This is a genomic window from Mycobacterium colombiense (assembly GCF_001672755.1).
In the GTDB taxonomy this organism is placed as follows: Bacteria; Actinomycetota; Actinomycetes; order Mycobacteriales; family Mycobacteriaceae; genus Mycobacterium; species Mycobacterium colombiense_C.
This window is the reverse complement of sequence record NZ_LZKI01000080.1, coordinates 74,484-90,618: the sequence shown is the minus strand read 5'-3', so window position 1 is coordinate 90,618 and position 16,135 is coordinate 74,484. Positions and strand designations below refer to the sequence as shown.

Sequence of the window (16,135 nt, the reverse complement as noted above, 5' to 3'; positions counted from 1 at the left end):
CGGTGGCCTCGTAGCGGGGCCACCGCGAGAGCCACCGTCGGCGGGCTTCTCTGTCCGGCTGAGCTTGGCCCTCTGCAGTACGAGTGGCTTCTGAGCGACCATCAAACGACGCGGTCCTGTAGAAAAGCCTGGCGCGTGAAACTCACCCCGTGCCCGCCAGGCCGTCGTAATCCCTGTTACCCGAGGGCATTCGGCGTCAGCCGAGAGCGGCCGGGGCAGCCACGGCCAGCTCGCGGGGCCTGGCTGCGAGCGCATCGAGCGGAGTCGGGGATTTAACCCGCATTCCTGCGGAGTAGCGCTCATAGACGCCCTGAGTACGGGGTCGGCCACTGGCTACCACGCGACGCGGCGAGGCAAGTCTACTCACTGCTGACGGTGTTCTACTCTTCGCCCCATGCCGTCGAGACCTGTTCGGCGCGTTGATGATTCAATGCCCTCGAACGCCGGCGAACGCGAAGGCAAGGCAGTTCAGCCGGTGGCGACCGTGACTGCGTGACCGGCCATCGGATTGTCGAGCACGAAATCGGCGATCCGCGAACGGTGCTCCTCGGGGGAGCCCAGGAGAGCGGTGTCGGTAAAGGCGCGCTTGAAATACAGGTGCGCTTGGTGCTCCCAGGTGAAGCCGATCCCGCCGTGTACTTGGACTGTGTCCCTTGCGATCCGGGTGAAGGCGGTCGAGCAGGTTGCTTGCGCGATCGACGCAACGAGCGCCGGGTCGTCGGTGCCGTCCTGGAGAGCCCAGGCCCCGTAGTAGGCCGCGGAGCGGGCGTGCTCCTGATCGACGAGCATGTCGGCGAGCCGGTGCTTGACAGCCTGGAACGAACCGATAGGTCGGCCGAACTGCAAACGTTCCTTGGCATACGAGACGCTCAGGTCGAGCAGATGTTGGGCACCGCCGACCTGCTCGGCCGCCAACAGCACCGCACCGACGTGCAGTGCGTGCTGGCAGACGCGCGCCGCTTCGTCCGGGCCGGCGAGTAGCCGGGCGGGGGCGTCGGTCAGCCGTACCGTGGCTTGCGGTCGAGTCAGGTCCATCGTGGACAGCGTGGTGCGCTCCACCCCGGGCCCGAGGGCGTCCACGACAAACAGCGCCGCCCCGTCCGAGCCGGTCGCGGCGATGAGCAGGTCGTCCGCCGCGGCCGCGTCCACGACGCCCTCCACGGTTCCGGAAACGGCCCACGTGTCGCGAGAGCCGTTGGCCCGCAGGATCACAGCATCGACGGGGTAGCACCCTGCCTTTTCCGGGACCGCGAATGCGGCGGTCCGGGTGCCCGCGACGAGCGGGCCAAGCGTATCGGTGCGCACCGAGCTGTCCGGTGCGGCGACGAGCGCCGGGATCGCCAACGCGACGGTGCCGAAGACAGGCCCGCAGAACAGGACAGCGCCCAGCTCCTCGACGACGATGGCGGCGTCGACGAGACCGCCGCCGGAGCCGTCGAGCTCCTCCGGGACACCGAGTCCGAGCACACCCAGTTCGGACCCGAGCCGCCACCATGCCTTCTGGTCGAACGTGGGGGTGGACTCCATCAGCCGCCGGACGGTGGACTCGTCGGAATGCTCGGCGCAGAAGCGGCGCACAGCCGTGCGCAACTCCTGCTGCTCCGGCGTGAACGCGAATTGTGCGCTTGGGATCGAATTCTGGTCAGCCACGAGGTACCTCACGCCAGGGTCCGGAGTCGGCGCGCAGATCGCCGGGCAGACCCAGAATCCGTTCGCCGAGGACATTGCGCAGTACCTCGGAGGTACCGCCTTCGATGGTGTTGGCGCGTGAGCGCAGGAAGCGCTGCTGCACCGGCCCTTGGTCGTCATCGGGACTGGCGGCGCGCATGGTGTAGTCGCCGTAGAACAGCCCCTCCGGTCCGAGCAGGTCCATGCAGAATTCGTAGACCTGCTGGTTCAGTTCGGCGCCGACGAGCTTGTCGATCGACCCCTCCGGGCCCGGGCCGCGGACGGTGGCGGTGGCACGGGCGCGCTCCGAGGTCAGCCGCTGTGCCTCCGATCGCAGCCAGAGCCGGGCGAGGCGGTCGCGTAGCACCGGGGTGTGCCGATCTGGTCGCTGGCTCCACAGCGCGACGGCGTCGGCAATGGTGCCGTCGCCGCGACGGGACCCGCTGGCGCCGATCGAGTTGCGTTCGTTCATGAGAGTGGTCATCGCGACATGCCAGCCGGCGCCGACCGCGCCCAGCCGGTGCGCGTCCGGGATGCGGACATCGTTGAGGTACACCTCGTTGAACTCGGCGTGGCCGGTCATCTGGCGCAGCGGGCGCGTTTCCACACCCGGGGCACGCATATCGACGACGAAGTAGGTGAGGCCCTTGTGCTTTGGCACGTCCGGGTCGGTTCGGGCGATAAGCAGCGCCCAGCTGGCGCGGTGCGCGAGGGTAGTCCACACCTTCTGCCCGTTAGCCACCCAGTCGTCACCGTCGAGGACCGCCGAGGTGGACAACCCTGCTAGGTCAGACCCGGCGCCGGGCTCGGAAAACAGCTGGCACCAGATCTCCTCGGTGCTTGCGAGCGGACGCAACCACTCACGCTTGAGCTGCTCGGTCTGCGCGTGCTCACGCAGCGTCGGTGCGGCCATGCCGTAGCCGATGAGGTTCATGGTGGCCGGTGCGGGGAAGCCGGCCTCCTGCAGGATCGCATCCGCGACCGACTGGTGACCGCGTGAGACGCCGAGTCCGCCAAGGCCTTCGGGGAAGTGCACCCAGGACAGTCCGGCGTCGAACCATGCCCCGAAGAACTCGACGGGCGAAACGGATCGGGGGTCGTGCTCTCGCACGACGTCGCGCGCCGCTTGCGCTACTCGCGCGGATTCGCCTTCAGTGCTCAACTTCAGCTCCAGTAATCAAGACAGGCTCGCCAAAAGTCACATCGGGCCGGGGGTGAGGATGAGAACCAGCCTTGCGATAGATAGAACGATCTAATAACGTGAAGCTAAGCGATGGCACTCGCCGTGTCAATTTCGACCCGGTACGGCAGACCGTCGGCGGAGCCTCGGCGCATCGACACCTACGGAAGGCGAGAAATGCTCGCAGCAAAGCAGATTTGCCAAGTAGCTTGGGTCGTAGATGATCTCGACGCCGCTATCCGGCACTGGCAGCAGACAGCGGGGATCGGGCCGTTCTACGTGGGTGAACATGTCGGCGGGATCTTCACTGAAGCGACGCATCGCGGCAGTCCGGTCGAGGTGGACATGAGTTGCGCGATCGCCCAATCCGGTCCGATCCAGATTGAGCTCATCAAGCAACACGGTGGAGCATCGTCGCCGTACCGCGACGTCTACGCAGAAGGCGAAAGTGGACTTCACCACCTCTGCAGCTTTGTCGATGACGTCGAGGCCGAATGCCGCAACTACGAAGGGCATGGCTTCGAGGTGGTGATGAGGGGAGTGGTCGCGGGCCAAACCCCGGTCGCCTACGTCGACACGCGGGCAATGACCGGTTGTATGACAGAACTGATGGGGCGGAGTGGTCTGGTGGTGGATATATTCGCCGCCGCTGCGGCATCCGCAGCCGACTGGGACGGCACCGATCCCATCCGCGACCTGACGACACTGATGTCTTAAGGGCGAGTACGTCACGCATTGGTTTACCGCCAACCACCAAAAATGTGACACGCAGATATGTCAGATTGGAATATGGTGTCTGCATGACAATGAATTGGCCAGCAGGGCAAGCAGCTTTCGTCACCGGAGCGGCCTCGGGGATGGGGCTTGGGATGGCCCGCGCGCTCGTCGCCGCGGGCACCAAAGTGGCACTCGCCGATATCGACGCCACCAGGTTGGCGCAGGTCGAAAATGAGTTGGCCGATGCCGGCGGCACCGTGGTGGCTGTGCCGCTCGACGTCACCGACGCCGACCAATGGGCGGCGGCGGCCGATCGGGCGGAGCAGGTCCTCGGCCCGATCTCGATCCTGTGCAACAACGCCGGTGCCAACGGCGGTGGAGAACTCGACAAGACGCCGCTGGAAGTCTGGCGCTGGGTCTACAAGATCAATGTCGAAGGGCAGTTCATCGGCCTGGCCACCTTCCTGCCGCGCTTCAAGAGCCGTGGTGGCCGCGCCCACATCGTCAACACCGCGTCGATGGCCGGCATCGTGCCGATGGTCCGAGTCGGCGCCTACTCCTCGGCGAAATTCGCCAGCTTCGGTCTGTCGATGGTGCTGCGCGGTGAACTCGAGGGCACCGATATCGGCGTCTCGGTGCTGTGCCCCGGAACGGTGAACACCCGCATCAGCGAAAGTTCTGGCGAAGGTGAAGCGAAACTGCTTGGCGTAGAGGTGAACACCGCTGCGGTCGAAGGCAACAACGCACTACTGGCACAGGGTGCCGACCCCAATCGCGTCGGTGAGCAGGTTGTCGAAGCCATGCAGCAGGGGCAGTTCCTGATCATTACGCACGGCGACTGGTTGCCGCTCGTCGAAGCCGTGCACACCGAAATCCAAACCACATTCCACGAATTCGACAATCGCCACGGACCCGACATCACCGCCAAGATGCTGGCGCAGGGCACCAGTCCAGTCACGACATAGGCACCCCGTGCGAACGCGCCAGCGCACACGGGCGATGCGCGGGTCAAACCACAACGATAGAGGTGGAAATGACCGTCCAGGCCATCATGGAACTCACGATGCAAGGAAGGTCGCTACGACGTCTTCGATCCGGTCGGACTGTGAACTCGCGATTTCCTGGCGAGTGATGTTCTCGCCGTATCAATTTCGAAGGGCTGACAATGATTGCTTTCGAGTCGCCTAACGCCGATCCCGCCCTGTTGCGCCGGGCGTTCGGGTGCTTCCCGTCTGGAGTCACCGCAGTATGCGCGATGGTCGATGACGAACCGGTCGGCATGGCCGCCAGCTCGTTCACGTCGGTGTCGATCGCGCCCCCACTCGTGTCGGTCTGCTTCCAATCCTCCTCGTTCACGTGGCAGAGGCTGCGTCAGCGGCCCAGACTGGGAATCAGCGTGCTGGCGCAGGGTCAAGACGACATCTGCATGAGCCTCGCCCGAAACACCACTGACCGCTTCGCCGACGTTGCCTGGGACCGATCGTCCGGAGGCGGCGTATTCGTACACGGTGCCACCGCGTGGCTGGAGTGCTCCATACACGCCGAAGTTCCGGCAGGTGACCACGCCGTCGCGGTACTCGAAATCCACGGCCTTCAAGCCAATCCCGAGGCTGCGCCACTTGTCTTCCACGGGAGCAAGTTCCGCCGACTCGCGGTCCTCGGGTTCGAAGGAGATGTGGCCGACTTCGCCGACGACGAGTAGTGGATGACGCACCGGCGACATGTCCGAGCCGAGCGAGTTTCTAAAAGATCGAGTATCCGCCGTCGATGACGATCTCGTCGCCGGTGTGGAACCCGCCGACGCCGCCGGCCAGATACACGGCGATCCGCGCGAAATCGTCCGGCGCACCCCAACGGCGCTGTGGCATCCGCTTCATAACGTTCTCCTCGAACGTCGGGTTTCCGAACTCCCTTGACACCAATGGCGTCTCGGTCCAGCCGACAACCATCGAATGCGCATTGATCCCGTGCCGCGCCAGTTCCACCGCGCACCCCTTGATCATCGCTGTCAATCCGGCCTTGCTTGCCGCGTAGGCCTGACCTCGAGGGGTGCCGTGGTGTGCCGAGACGCTCGACGTGCCCACCAGTACACCTCCGCCGCCGCGCTCCACCATGTGTCTCGCCACGGTGCGGAAGGTGAGGAAGGCCCCGTCGAGGTTGACTCGGGTGACCTTTTGAAAATCGGTGAGACTCGTGTCGACGAACGCGATATCGGGAGCGCGCACTCCCGCGTTCGCGAAGCAGGAGTCGACCCTTCCGAAGTGCTCCAGTGTCTCAGCGAAGCTCATCGTCACCGCACGCTCGTCGCCGACGTCGCACCGGATCGCCCGCACCCGTGTCCCGTGCTTTGCGAGTTCCTGCGCAGCAGTCTCGTTGCGCTCGACGTTGGTGCCCCAGATGCAAACGTCGGCGCCACTTCGGGCGAGTCCGTGTGCCATGCCCAACCCGATCCCGGAGTTGGCCCCGGTGATCAGCGCAACATGTCCAGTGAGGTCAAAGAGCGAAGGCACGAATTATTTCCTCAAGTCGTCCTGGCCGGGGGGCGATCGGCCCGCATGGCGATGAAGAGGTGATGCCGTGTGAAAGCCCCACCGGCGGTGGAACTTTCACGCGCATCAGCGCAGTTTCGAGAATTCCGTGGGTTCGATGAACACCGACGTCGCGCCGGCCGTGACCTGCTCGCCGCTGGACCTCGCGGCGGTCCATTCCGGATCCGCCCAAAAGGCCTCCCACGATTTCTTGGCGGCTTCCCTGCTCGCATGGGCTACGACGTAGATAAGGGTGTCAGTGGGCTTGCCGTCGTCGTCGGTTTGCACCCAGAAGCCGATATTGGTCATACCGTGCTTCTCGAACAACGCCGCGGCGTGATCCCCGATGCGACTCACGAGCTTGTCGATCTTGCCGGGCACTGCCTCGTACGTGCGGAGTTCGAAGATGCGGGTATCTGAAGCCATTAGATCAATCTATCATGTGGAGGAGCGGCGTACCAGGTGGGTCGAGCGTCACACTGTGACAGATTGATCTAGCAAGGTACTCTAGACACGTGTCTACCACCTCGTCAGCAACTGAAAAGCAGCCTGACACGCGAGTCCGCTTGGTGGAGTCCGCGGCCGAGCTGTTCAGCCGACAGGGCTTCGGGGCGACCGGTATCAAGGCCGTCCTCGCGGCCGCCGCCGCACCTTACGGGTCGCTGTACCACTTCTTTCCCGGCGGCAAACAGGAATTGGGTGCCGCCGCCCTCGCCCACGGCGGTGCCCGCTACCGGGAGCTTCTCGAGTCGGTGTATCCGCCGGACGCCGACGTCGTGGAGGCAACGGCCAATTCCTTTGTGCAGGCGGCCGGTCTGCTCGAGGGGACCGACTACGGCTACGCCTGCCCGATCGCGACGATCGCCTTGGAGGTGGCCAACAACGACGAGCTCATGCGGACCGCCGCCTCAGACGCGTTCGAATCCTGGTTGGAAGTCCTCGAGCAGCGTTTCACAACGGCCGGGATGACTGCGGAGCGCGCCCGCGAAGTCGCGGTGGAAATCTTCTGCCTGATCGAGGGAGCGGTTCTGCTGTCGCGCACCACGCGATCGTCAGTGCCGATGCACACCGCCGGGCGAGCGGCGGCGAAAGCGGTCGCCGCTGGGCTTGCCGAGGATCGCAAGGACGCCCCGAGGCGGGGGAAGCGCAAGAAATGATCACGTCGATACCGACGCCGGCGCGGTGACACTTACGCCGACCGGACCGCCCGGATAGACGCAACGCGTTACCCCGGTCCACCGCCTCGACCCGAAACCCGCCCCGCTCAACCCCCGCAATCGCCTCTTGTAACTTGATAGATTGATCTAGTAGCATCCAATGTGCTGCTCTGCCAACGAAGCAGCGCACGGAGCGCGCCGCGCCGAGAGCCGGGTGAGAGCTGCTCATCGTCGCCCCATCAAGTGGAATCGGAGAGGTTTACAGCAAATGATCAAGATCGAGAGGGTGGCGCACGTCGTCATAAAGGTCCGCAGCCTGGAGAAGTCGCTTGATTTCTACACTCGGATCCTTGGTTTGAAGGTGATGGGGGAGATCCCGCCGGCGGTCGTCTTCCTTTCGACCGGGCGCGACCACCACGAATTGGGAATAGCTGAGCTCGGTTCCGAGGCGCCAGACGGAACGTTCTACCAGATCGGAATGGAACATTTCGCTTTCAAGGTCCGCAACGAGGAAGATCTGCGCGAGGCATACGACACGCTCCTGCGCGAAAACGTGAAGATCGCCTACACCGTCAACCACGGCGTGACCAAGAGCGTCTATTTTTACGACCCCGATGGCAATGAGCTCGAAGTCTATGCGGACAATTCCCCGGAGGAAGTGGCAAGCTTCGAGAATCCTTATGGCGGAATGGAAAAGCTCTCCTTCGCTACCGACAAGCCATCGTTGATGGATTCACTCATCGAGGCTCAGCAATCGATGGCTGCGGCGACTCCCGAAGCTTAAGAGGCTGCGGCAGTACGGCGTAGGTGCGTCGCACCGCGACGCTGCCTGTTTGGGTCCTGTTGTGAGTGCCTGAGTGCCTGAGTGCGTGAGTGCCGATGCGGTGGCTCCGGGCGCTGCGAACGAATTTTCCAACGCGCCAGCAGGTTTGGTTTGGGCCGGTGTGATTCGGCCGGCGCCGCAACCACCGCGCTCGCGTGACGGCCTGACCGCGGCGGATGAGAAGGCGCCCACGCGCCGCGCCGCGGTCAGGCACGTCGGTCAGCCCTGGGCGACAATGCGGCTTGGCTGCAAGGTGATGGAGACGCGCCCTGCGCGCGGCCCGGGAAAAGCGGCCGGGTCGTGACCGTAACGCCGAAGTATGTTCTCGAACAGCTCCAGATCCGGGTCCTCGCCGACGTCGACCGTCCCTCGGACCTCGAGCGTCCGGAACGGATTCATCGGATCGATGATGAACAGCGTTGCCTGCGGGTGCGCAAGCACGTTCTGGTACTTCTGCCGCGTGCTGACGAGGGATATCCGCACGGTATCGCCGTCGGCTGCGAACCAGACCGCTGTCACCTGGGGAGTCCCGCCGGTGCCGACGGTGGACAGCGAGGCGACCAGCGGCGCCTCGACCAGGTCACGGTGGGAGTGGGGGATCGTGGGCATGTTCAACCTTCCAGGTCAGCGATCGTGGGTGCCCGCTTCGGGCTGTATTCCAAGGGTTGACGCAGTCGGACAATTGTGATTGTCTGATTGCACTAGAGCAATCTATCTAGTCTGCCGGACCAGCGCGACGCCGCCGGCGATCACGCGATCGGCAGCAGGCGGTGCGCGGCGTGTGGGGCCGGTGATTCAAGGCATAGGAGGCGTAATGGGCATCAAACGGATAGGGAACGTGGGCTGACGAGGCCTCCAGCAGGGGACCCAGTTCCCATGGTGCCTGCTCAAATCAAGTCGGTCTCGTACCGCGAAATCATTAGCCAGAGAGGTTGCAATGAAGCTCCTTGCACATGACGTTGACAGTCACGAGATGATCCCCAGCCACTTGCTCGAGGATGTCTTGGGCCAGCCCGGCCGAATCATGGGCAAAGTTTTCGAATCCGCGGACCGGCTCCGTCCAGATCCTACTGCGACCAACATGCACCAGACGGACATCGTGGGCGACATGAAAGATATTGATCCCGAAGATATCTGGAAGATCAAAGGACCGTCAGCCCCGAGCGCGATTGATCTCGGCCGGCGCGTCGAGGTCCTGGACGTGATGGGGATCGATCGCCAGCTGGTCTTTCCGACCACGGCGATCGCCGCGATGATCGTCGGCGGAATGAACGACATTGCCTACGAAATGCGCTTCGGCGGTGACATGTCGGTGTTCGAGGGTGCATCACGGCCGGACTTCGCAAAGAGCTTCCTGCGGGCTTACAACGAGTGGGTCATGGACAACGCAGTTCTCGCTGATGGGCGAATCCGAATGGTCGGGATCGTGCCGACGCGGCCCGATGTGAACGAAATGGTCGACACGGCAAAGAGGTTGATCAATGCGGGTGTCCGCGCGGTGTACCTGCAGGCTGACGTGCCACCCGGCGGAGTTTCGCCGGCGCACTCGCTGCTCGACCCGTTGTGGCGCCTCTTCGAGGAAAACGACGTGACGGTGACGCTGCACATCGGAACTGAATTCGCCTTCTTGGATCCCGGGTGGATGATCGCCGAGACCTTCCAGGATCTGTTCCAGTCACCGGAGATTCCGAATACCAATATCCAGCTCTTTTCGACGGTTCACATGGCGGTCGACAATTACGTGTCGGCGATGGTGCTTGGTGGGGTGTTCGAGAGATTCCCCCGGCTGCGACTTGGTCTGATGGAGGTCGGGGCGCACTGGGTGGGGTGTGCCGCGCGGCGGATGGACATGTATATCAAGGTGTTTCCCGGCGCGGCTGCGGCGAAATTCCCGCTCAAGCCCTCCGAGTACATCGCGCGCAACATCCGGGTGTCACCGTTCAACTTCGAGCCCGTCGACAGCTACTTCCAGGACGACCCGGCACTGGCTGACGTGTTCTGTTATTCGACCGACTACCCGCACGTCGAGGGAACGAAAGACTCGCTGCAGAACATGCTGAAAAAGGTCGAACCTCTGGGCGAGGAAATCACCACAAAGTTCTTCCGAACGAATGCGGAGTGGCTCTTGCCGTGACGGCCGCTGAGACTGACAAGGCTTGCATCCCAGACCTCGGTCCGCTTGGGATCTGGTCCTACCACCTCGATGTGCAGCCCATGGCCCTGGCTCAGGCGGCGGTCGCCGAACTCGACGAACTCGGCTTCGGCGCACTGTGGGTGCCTGAGGCCGTGGCACGTGAGCCGTTCGCCAATGCTGCCCTCCTGCTACGGGATACCGCCCGCATAACGGTGGCCACGGGCGTCGCCAGTCTGCATGCGCGCACCGCCCTGACGATGAACGCAGGCTGGCGGACACTCAGCGAAGCCTTCCCGGGACGGTTTCTGCTGGGGCTGGGAGTGAGTCATCAGGCGGTCGTCGACGTCGCCCATCAAGGCCGCTACGGCACCAAGCCATACAGCACGATGGTCGACTATCTCGACACGATGGATGCCAGCACATTCATGGGGGCGGCCCCGACCGTCGCCCCCAGGCGCACGCTGGCAGCACTCGGGCCGCGGATGTTGCGGCTGGCCGCGGAGCGCGGCGTAGGCGCCCATACCTACTTTGTGCCGGTTGAACACACCGCCGGCGCCCGCGAGACGTTAGGCGGCGACGCGCTCCTCGCCCCCGCGCAGACTGTCGTGTTCGAGACCGACCCGAGGGTGGCACGAGATATTGCCCGCCAGTTCATGAAGCGGTACCTCGCGTTGCCGAACTACACGAACAATCTCCGGCGCTTGGGCTGGGGCGACGACGATTTGGCCGGCGAGGGAAGCGATCGGCTTGTCGACGCGATCGTCGCCTGGGGATCCCTGGAGCAGATCGCGGCTCGGGTGCAGGCGCATCTGGACGCCGGTGCCGATCACGTGTGCGTTCAGGTGCAGAACTCAAATGTGCAGCGGTTGCCGGCGGCCGAGTGGCGTGAACTCGCGTCGATCATTCCCTCGTTGCGTGCCAGATCAGCCTCATAACAACCATTTCAAGTATCGAACAGAGAGCTTCCAATGCCGCAGACCGCTGCTACCCGCTATCTCGCCGCGCTCGCCGAGCAAGGCATCGAGTCGTTCTTCGTCAATGCGGGGACCGACTTCGCGCCGATCGTCGAGGCCTATGCAGACAACAAAGCCGACAACAAAAAGGACGGCGGTCCCCGGTTGCCGACGCCCGTCATCTGTGCGCACGAAAACCTCGCCGGCGGCATGGCCCACGGCGCCGCCCTCGTGACGGGTCGGCCACAGGCGTTGATGCTCCACGTCAACGTCGGCACGGGAAACGCCGTGTGCTCCGTGGCCAACGCCGCGCGCGATCGGGTGCCGCTGCTCGTCACAGCTGGGCGCTCGCCGATCCTCGAGTCCGGCGCAACCGGCGCCCGTGACCTGCCGATCCACTGGTCCCAGGAGATGTTCGACCAGGCCGGCATGGTGCGCGAATTCGTCAAGTGGGACTACGAATTGCGCGATCCGCGCCACGTCGAAGCCGTCGTCGATCGCGCCCTGAGTGTCGCCACCGCGCACCCCCGCGGGCCGGTGTACCTCTCCCTGCCTCGCGAGGTTCTCGCCGAGGCGGTGGACCAGCCGGTACCGCAGCAGCCGCGCACGCCGGTCCCCGTCGCGGTGCAGCCTGACCCCGATGACGTCCACGCGCTCGCCGACCGGCTCGCCGCCGCTGCCTTCCCCGTAATCGTGGCGACGGCGGCCGGCGCCGAGACCGAGTCCGTCGGCCTGCTGGGCGAACTCTGCACCCGGTTCGGGATCGGCGTCGCCGACCCGTGGGGCCGCTACCTGAACATCCCGTCCGACCATCCCTATCGAGTCGGAGTCACCGTCGCCGGCGTCTTCGACAAGGCGGACGTCGTCGTGTTCCTGGAGTGCGACGTACCGTGGATCCAGGCCCGGGAGACACCGCCGGCCGAAACGTTCATTGCCCAGGTGGGCGTCGATCCGCTGTACACCGCGTACCCGATGCGGTCGCACCGTTCCGACCTCAACATCAGTGCCACACCGGCCGCGTTCCTGACGCGGTTGATCGAGGCCCTCGAGGACCGCGCTGAGGGCATCGATCAGACCCGGGCCGAGCAAATCCGTACCGTCGCCTCGGCGAGACGCGACGGTATCGAAGAGCAACGGCGACAAGAGAACAGTCGCGACGCCGACGCGCCGATCACCGCGGTGGCTATCTCGGCCGCCCTAGGCGACTTGCTCGACGAAGACGACATCGTCTTCAACGAATACGTGTCGACCTACTGCCTACTGCGCCGCACGAAGCCGGGCACGTACTACTTCCTGCCCGCATCGGGAGGCCTGGGCTGGGGCCTACCCGCGGCGCTGGGCGCGCAGTACGCCGCGCGGGACCGCACGGTGGTCGCCACACTCGGTGACGGCGCCTACATGTTCGCCAATCCGGCGGCGTGCCACCACGCGGCCGCCAAACACGACCTGCCGGTGCTGACGATCGTGGCCAACAACAGCAACTGGACGGCGGTCGACATGGCGACGGAGCTCGTCTATCCAGACGGCACCGCAGTCTCCTCCGGCGAAGACCGTTTCTCCAATCTCTCGCCGTCACCGGACCTGGCGGCCTACTGCATCGCGTCGGGCGGGCACGGCGCGACTGTTCACCACCGCAGTGAGCTCGTCGGCGCGCTCAAGGAGGCGCTGCGCGTCGTGCGCGACGAACGACGCCAGGCCCTGGTCGACGTCCGCTGCAGCTGAACCGCCCCTCATGCAAAGTCGCAGGCCCTGGCTGATCCCCTGTCGTCGGGGCCTGCGGCTTTACCAAATTGACCCGATGGAGATCTGATGCGATACAACCACGCCGAGTTGTTCGCGGAGATTGCCGCGACCATGCCCGAGCGCGACTGCATCGTGTTCCGGGACCGGCGGTTCACGTACCGCGAGGTGGCGGCGCGCGTCAATCGCCTAGCGAATATCCTTCTGGCACACGGCATTACCGTCAGACAGGAGCGTGCCGACCTGGCGCCGTGGGAGTCCGGCCAGGACCACGTTGCGCTGTACTTACACAACGGCAACGAGTATTTGGAAGGGATGCTCGGCGCTGCGCGCGCTCGCGCGGCGTCGTTGAATGTCAACTATCGGTATGTGGAGGCCGAACTCGGCTACCTTCTCAATGACGCCTCGCCTCGCGCGATCATCTACCACGCGCGCTTCGCGCCGACACTCGCCGCAGTCCTCGACTTGCTGCCCGAGCCGCCGGTTCTTCTGCTCCAGGTCGCCGACGAATCCGGCAACGGATTGCTCTGCGGTGCCCGCGATTACGAGGATGCGCTGTCGGTATCCAGCCCCGACGCGCCCCCGGCCGCTCCGGCGGCCGACGACCTCTACCTGCTCTACACCGGCGGAACGACCGGGATGCCGAAGGGGACGATGTGGACCCAGGCGGACATCCTCGAGGGCGGCCTGGCCGGGTTTCTTCCCGACGGCATGTTCGATGCCGCGTCGCTCGCCGACGGTGTCGGCTTGGTCGCGGCCGCTGACCGGCGCGTCGTGCTGCCGCTGCCGCCGCTCATGCACGGCGCAGCTCAGTGGCTCGCCCTGTCCGGCATTCTGGGCGGCGGCACAGTCGTGTTCCCCGATGTCGTGGATCGCCTCGACCCGGCATCGGTGTGGGACTTGATCGACCGCGAATCGGTGCAGGTCATGAACCTCGTCGGAAACTCGTTCGCCACCCCGCTATGCGATGAGTTCGAGCGCGGTGGCCGCCACGGGCGTTCGCTGCAGCTGATCGGCGTTGGCGGCGCCGTCACCAGTGCGCCGGTGAAAGACCGCATCTTGCGGCTCCTGCCCCACGCAGCCGTCGCCGACGTCGCCGGATCGTCGGAGACCGGTTCCCAGCTGACGAACGTGAGTACGAGTGCGGCGCCGGCGGTTTCGGGTGTCTTCACCCCGGCGGTCGGCACCTGCGTGGTGGATGAGGATCGTCGTCGCATCCTCGAGCCGGGGGATCCTGCGACGGGATGGCTGGCCCGCTATGGTCCGATTCCGTTCGGATACCTCGGGGACCGCGCCAAGACCGAGCGCACGTTCCCCACCATCGAAGGCCACCGCATGTCGTTGCCCGGCGACCGGGCGCGGCACCTCGCGGATGGCCGCGTGGAGCTCCTCGGTCGCGACTCGGTGACGATCAACTCCGGCGGGGAGAAGATCTTCGCCGAGGAGGTCGAGGACGCGCTGATCGGTCATCCTGCCGTCCGCGACGTCATCGTGGTGGGACGGCCGAGCGAGCGATGGGGTAGTGAGGTCGTCGCGGTCGTGCAGCTAGTTTCCGGGCACGACCCAACCGACCAGGATCTCCTGGTTGACGCCGAGCAACGGCTGGCCCGGTACAAGTTGCCGAAAGCCATTGTCCGCGTGGACGAAGTGGTGCGCGGCCCGGCGGGGAAGGCCGACTATCGCTGGGCCAGCGAGATCGCCGCACAATATTCGCCTGCACAAAAGGAGCCGAGCATATGACAATGACCGCCGAATCGATCGTCGAAGTCCCGCCCGAGGAACTGCGGCGCCTCCTCGATGCCCAGCGGGCCGCCCAGGCCGCTGATCCGATTCCCGATGCCGCGACACGGCGCGATCGCATCGACCGCTTCGTGGCGGCGGTCCTGGAGCACAGCGCGGAACTCGCCGATGCGCTCGACGCCGACTTCGGCAGCCGGCCCTCCACCACATCGATGGAACTCGACATCCTCGGCGGAATGGGGACGATCGCCTACGCCCGGGAGAACCTCGAGGAGTGGATGGCCCCGACCGAAGTGCCCGGCGGACTGGGCGGTGCCTTTCCGACCTTCATCCAGAATCGCCCCAAGGGCGTTGTCGGAATCATCGGTCCGTGGAACTTTCCGGTCGTCCTGGTCTTCACGCCGACCGTCGAAGCCCTCGCCGCCGGCAACCGGGTGATGATCAAGTTCTCCGACATGACGCCACGCACCGGGGCGGTGTTCGCCCGTGCGGTGGCCTCCAGGATGAGCCCCGAGGAGGTGGTGGTCGTCAACGGTGGGTTGCAAACAGCGACTGCGTTCACCGATCTGCGCCTCGACCACATCTTCTTCACCGGCTCACCCAAGGTCGGGCGCCTCGTCGCCACGGCCGCCGGAAAGAACCTGGTCCCGGTGACGCTAGAACTCGGCGGCAAGAACCCCGCGATCGTCGCCCCCGACGCCGACATCGCCGATGCCGCGACGCGACTCGCCGCGGCCCGGCTGGTCAACAACGGCCAGGTGTGCCTGTGCCCGGACTATGCCTTTGTCCCTGAGCCGGGCAAGCAGGCCTTTGTCGAGGCGTACCAGAAGGCGGTGCTCACCCACTTTCCGACCTTCATCGACAACCCCGATGTCGTGTCGATCGTCAACGACGCCAACTACGCGCGCGTTGCCGGGCTCGTCGAGGATGCCAAGTCCAAAGGCGCCGTGGAGATCGTGATCGTGCCAGAGGAGGAAATGGACCGGGTGCCCGACGCCGGCTCTCGTCGATTCCCCCCGACGCTGCTGCTCGATACCCCGGCGGATGCCGCGATCAACAGCGAGGAGATCTTCGGTCCGGTGCTGGTGGTGCACACCTATTCCGACGTCGACGAGGCGATCGCCTACGCCGCGGCCCGCGAATACCCGCTGTCGTCCTACTGGTATGGCGCGGACACCGATGATTTCCAGCAGTTCTTACTGAACACCACGTCGGGTGCGGTCTCGCGCAACGACTTCGGGCTGGCCTACATCAACGACGCCGTGCCGTTCGGCGGCGTCGGGATGAGCGGCTCGGGCGCCTATCACGGCAAGGCCGGGTTCGACACGTTCTCCCACCAGCGTCCCGTTGCCCAGAGCGACCTGCCAACTCCCTTCGCCGCGGCCTTCACCCCGCCCCTGACGCCTGAACGCGTCGAGGGCACTGTCGCCACGGCCGCCGCGATTCTGGCTGACACCAGGTCCCGGCTGCCTGACGCCGAGAGGCAGGCGTGAAC

At 65.1% G+C, this 16,135-nt stretch carries 15 protein-coding genes; 10 read left to right on the top strand and 5 right to left on the bottom strand.

Annotated elements, in window-relative coordinates:
• Positions 1-468: 468 nt before the first annotated feature.
• A complete protein-coding gene (locus A5708_RS12815; RefSeq protein WP_231117894.1) occupies positions 469-1,650 on the bottom strand; it encodes an acyl-CoA dehydrogenase family protein in 1,182 nt (393 codons plus the stop codon).
• Positions 1,643-2,830 carry an acyl-CoA dehydrogenase family protein gene (locus tag A5708_RS12810; RefSeq protein WP_065028989.1) on the bottom strand — a complete coding sequence of 396 codons (1,188 nt, stop codon included), beginning with the start codon at positions 2,828-2,830 and terminating at the stop codon, positions 1,643-1,645. The genes A5708_RS12815 and A5708_RS12810 overlap by 8 nt, the downstream gene beginning before the upstream one ends.
• A gap of 195 nt (positions 2,831-3,025) precedes the next feature.
• On the opposite strand from A5708_RS12810, the gene A5708_RS12805 reads away from it, so the two are divergent.
• The 3 genes from A5708_RS12805 (at position 3,026) to A5708_RS12795 (ending at position 5,267) form a co-directional block, all read left to right on the top strand.
• The gene (locus A5708_RS12805) at positions 3,026-3,565 is read left to right on the top strand and encodes a VOC family protein (RefSeq protein WP_065028988.1); all 540 of its coding nucleotides are present in this window, start codon (positions 3,026-3,028) and stop codon (positions 3,563-3,565) included.
• An 83-nt stretch (positions 3,566-3,648) separates the two neighbouring features.
• Positions 3,649-4,530 (top strand): SDR family oxidoreductase, encoded by an 882-nt coding sequence (locus tag A5708_RS12800; protein WP_331250439.1) that lies wholly within the window; start codon positions 3,649-3,651, stop codon positions 4,528-4,530.
• Positions 4,531-4,730: 200 nt separating this feature from the next.
• Complete coding sequence (locus tag A5708_RS12795) at positions 4,731-5,267, top strand: flavin reductase family protein (RefSeq protein WP_065028986.1); 537 nt, start codon at positions 4,731-4,733, stop codon at positions 5,265-5,267.
• A 40-nt stretch (positions 5,268-5,307) separates the two neighbouring features.
• Here the strand turns inward: A5708_RS12795 and A5708_RS12790 are convergent, their stop codons facing one another.
• Complete coding sequence (locus A5708_RS12790; protein WP_065028985.1) at positions 5,308-6,075, bottom strand: SDR family NAD(P)-dependent oxidoreductase; 768 nt, start codon at positions 6,073-6,075, stop codon at positions 5,308-5,310.
• 105 nt (positions 6,076-6,180) lie between these two features.
• A complete protein-coding gene (locus tag A5708_RS12785) occupies positions 6,181-6,519 on the bottom strand; it encodes an NIPSNAP family protein (protein ID WP_065028984.1) in 339 nt (112 codons plus the stop codon).
• A gap of 89 nt (positions 6,520-6,608) precedes the next feature.
• On the opposite strand from A5708_RS12785, the gene A5708_RS12780 reads away from it, so the two are divergent.
• Both A5708_RS12780 and A5708_RS12775 read left to right on the top strand, forming a co-directional pair.
• Positions 6,609-7,250 carry a TetR/AcrR family transcriptional regulator gene (locus A5708_RS12780; RefSeq protein ID WP_065028983.1) on the top strand — a complete coding sequence of 214 codons (642 nt, stop codon included), beginning with the start codon at positions 6,609-6,611 and terminating at the stop codon, positions 7,248-7,250.
• A 268-nt stretch (positions 7,251-7,518) separates the two neighbouring features.
• Positions 7,519-8,034 (top strand): VOC family protein, encoded by a 516-nt coding sequence (locus A5708_RS12775; protein WP_065028982.1) that lies wholly within the window; start codon positions 7,519-7,521, stop codon positions 8,032-8,034.
• A gap of 258 nt (positions 8,035-8,292) precedes the next feature.
• Here the strand turns inward: A5708_RS12775 and A5708_RS12770 are convergent, their stop codons facing one another.
• Positions 8,293-8,682, bottom strand: a complete 390-nt coding sequence (locus A5708_RS12770) for a PPOX class F420-dependent oxidoreductase (RefSeq protein ID WP_065028981.1) — start codon at positions 8,680-8,682, stop codon at positions 8,293-8,295.
• Positions 8,683-9,076: 394 nt separating this feature from the next.
• On the opposite strand from A5708_RS12770, the gene A5708_RS12765 reads away from it, so the two are divergent.
• The 5 genes from A5708_RS12765 (at position 9,077) to A5708_RS12745 (ending at position 16,133) form a co-directional block, all read left to right on the top strand.
• Positions 9,077-10,207 (top strand): amidohydrolase family protein, encoded by a 1,131-nt coding sequence (locus tag A5708_RS12765; protein WP_196772618.1) that lies wholly within the window; start codon positions 9,077-9,079, stop codon positions 10,205-10,207.
• Positions 10,192-11,142, top strand: coding sequence for an LLM class F420-dependent oxidoreductase (locus A5708_RS12760; protein ID WP_081292930.1), 951 nt, complete (start codon positions 10,192-10,194; stop codon positions 11,140-11,142). The genes A5708_RS12765 and A5708_RS12760 overlap by 16 nt, the downstream gene beginning before the upstream one ends.
• A gap of 33 nt (positions 11,143-11,175) precedes the next feature.
• Entirely contained in the window at positions 11,176-12,882 is a 1,707-nt protein-coding gene (locus A5708_RS12755; RefSeq protein WP_065028979.1) for a thiamine pyrophosphate-requiring protein, read from the top strand.
• An 87-nt stretch (positions 12,883-12,969) separates the two neighbouring features.
• Positions 12,970-14,640 carry an AMP-binding protein gene (locus A5708_RS12750; protein WP_065028978.1) on the top strand — a complete coding sequence of 557 codons (1,671 nt, stop codon included), beginning with the start codon at positions 12,970-12,972 and terminating at the stop codon, positions 14,638-14,640.
• Positions 14,637-16,133 carry an aldehyde dehydrogenase family protein gene (locus A5708_RS12745; RefSeq protein ID WP_065028977.1) on the top strand — a complete coding sequence of 499 codons (1,497 nt, stop codon included), beginning with the start codon at positions 14,637-14,639 and terminating at the stop codon, positions 16,131-16,133. The genes A5708_RS12750 and A5708_RS12745 overlap by 4 nt, the downstream gene beginning before the upstream one ends.
• Positions 16,134-16,135: the final 2 nt, after the last annotated feature.

Excerpts from the sequence above, each read along its gene's own strand:
- A5708_RS12745 (WP_065028977.1), top strand. The coding sequence starts at position 14,637 with ATGACAATGACCGCCGAATCGATCGTCGAAGTCCCGCCCGAGGAACTG.
- A5708_RS12770 (WP_065028981.1), bottom strand. The coding sequence starts at position 8,682 with ATGCCCACGATCCCCCACTCCCACCGTGACCTGGTCGAGGCGCCGCTG.
- A5708_RS12750 (WP_065028978.1), top strand. The coding sequence starts at position 12,970 with ATGCGATACAACCACGCCGAGTTGTTCGCGGAGATTGCCGCGACCATG.
- A5708_RS12805 (WP_065028988.1), top strand. The coding sequence starts at position 3,026 with ATGCTCGCAGCAAAGCAGATTTGCCAAGTAGCTTGGGTCGTAGATGAT.
- A5708_RS12800 (WP_331250439.1), top strand. The coding sequence starts at position 3,649 with ATGACAATGAATTGGCCAGCAGGGCAAGCAGCTTTCGTCACCGGAGCG.
- A5708_RS12795 (WP_065028986.1), top strand. The coding sequence starts at position 4,731 with ATGATTGCTTTCGAGTCGCCTAACGCCGATCCCGCCCTGTTGCGCCGG.
- A5708_RS12755 (WP_065028979.1), top strand. The coding sequence starts at position 11,176 with ATGCCGCAGACCGCTGCTACCCGCTATCTCGCCGCGCTCGCCGAGCAA.
- A5708_RS12775 (WP_065028982.1), top strand. The coding sequence starts at position 7,519 with ATGATCAAGATCGAGAGGGTGGCGCACGTCGTCATAAAGGTCCGCAGC.
- A5708_RS12785 (WP_065028984.1), bottom strand. The coding sequence starts at position 6,519 with ATGGCTTCAGATACCCGCATCTTCGAACTCCGCACGTACGAGGCAGTG.